At 39.0% G+C, this 1336-nt stretch carries 1 protein-coding gene; it reads right to left on the bottom strand.

Annotation, left to right across the window (positions count from 1 at the left end; translation table 11 throughout):
- Nucleotides 1-1181, bottom strand: a 1181-nt coding sequence (locus FC15_RS03065; protein WP_057823850.1) for an IS110 family RNA-guided transposase, incomplete at its 3' end; no start/stop codon positions are given.
- Nucleotides 1182-1336 lie beyond the last annotated feature (155 nt).

Raw genomic sequence — 1336 nt, forward strand, 5'->3', positions numbered from 1 at the left:
TACAATTCATTGTATTTGATTAGGTGATATATGGTTCTAATCAAGCGGCTCATAGCTGCTATGGCAATCTTCTTGGTGCGTATGGCACTAGAAGATTGCTTTTTTTGTTCGTAAGCCACACTGACGTTTGAAGGATGATATTTAGAAGTACTGATCATATTTAGAATTGTTTTGAAGAGAATCTTACGTGCATAAGCATTCCCGCGTTTACGGATATGTTGAGCCATTTCAAAATCACCAGATTGATATTGAATCAGATCAATTCCAATATATGCATTGATCGCGTTAGCACTATGGAATCTGCGGATATCACCTAATTCAGCGATAACGCAAACAGTGGTTTTAACGCCAAATCCAGGAATTGATTGAAGAATTTCAAACTCCGGCAAGCTCTTTGCTAGAGTTTCCATCTGTTGAATGATTTCTGCTTTGTGCTCACTGATACGCTCAACCTCTTGTGCTAACTGCTTCACTGCAGTAACCGCATAAGCATCTTTCCTTACGGCTGGAGCTGAATTCAGGGCCAAGTTTCTTAAGCGCTCTGCGAGTGCTGTGGCTCTTAATACACTCATATTCTTAGGCGTCGCATTTAAGAGGCTAGCTGATAGATCGGCGATAGTAAGTTCTAAGACCAAATCTGGATGTGAAAACTGCTGTACGACGTGCCAATAAAGTGCACTATCAGTAGTACTCATGAACTTTTCAATCTCCGGAAAAGTAATCTGTAGTTTTTGATGTAGCCTGTTTTTAGCTCTAACAATATCTTCATTGAACTCTTGATAGGATCGTTCCATATCACGTAGTTCACTATAAATCTGTTGTTCTTGGAAGGTTGGGGCATAATGATGTTGATTCATTGCCTGAGCTAAGGCAACCGCATCTAGTTGATCATTCTTATTGTGACGGAAACTATCCATATCCTTTTTAGCGGCTAATGGATTAATTTCAGTGTATGACCAATTATTTCGCTGAAGGAACGCACGTAAAGTGCGTGAATAGACTCCTGATGACTCAAAAATAACTTGTGGATTCTTGAAATGATTCAACGCATCATCCAAACGTTTAAAACCATCTCGTGTATGAGTAATCTTAAATTCATCGACTACTTTGCCATTGATTACAATGGCAATATTTGATTTGTGCTTACTAACATCTACTCCAAAAACAATTTGTGTATCCATTCCAAACACCACCTAATAGAAGTTGTCTTCATCGTTCCACTCATCCCAATTTTCAATACACGGCTTCAAAGAGCCAACAGACTTCGAGCGAGTTTATCGGTAGACCAATGAAGTTGTCATTTTTATTTACGGCGTCATCAGATAATGCGTCAAAA

It is taken from the genome of Lapidilactobacillus concavus DSM 17758 (assembly GCF_001435835.1).
Classification (GTDB): Bacteria; Bacillota; Bacilli; order Lactobacillales; family Lactobacillaceae; genus Lapidilactobacillus; species Lapidilactobacillus concavus.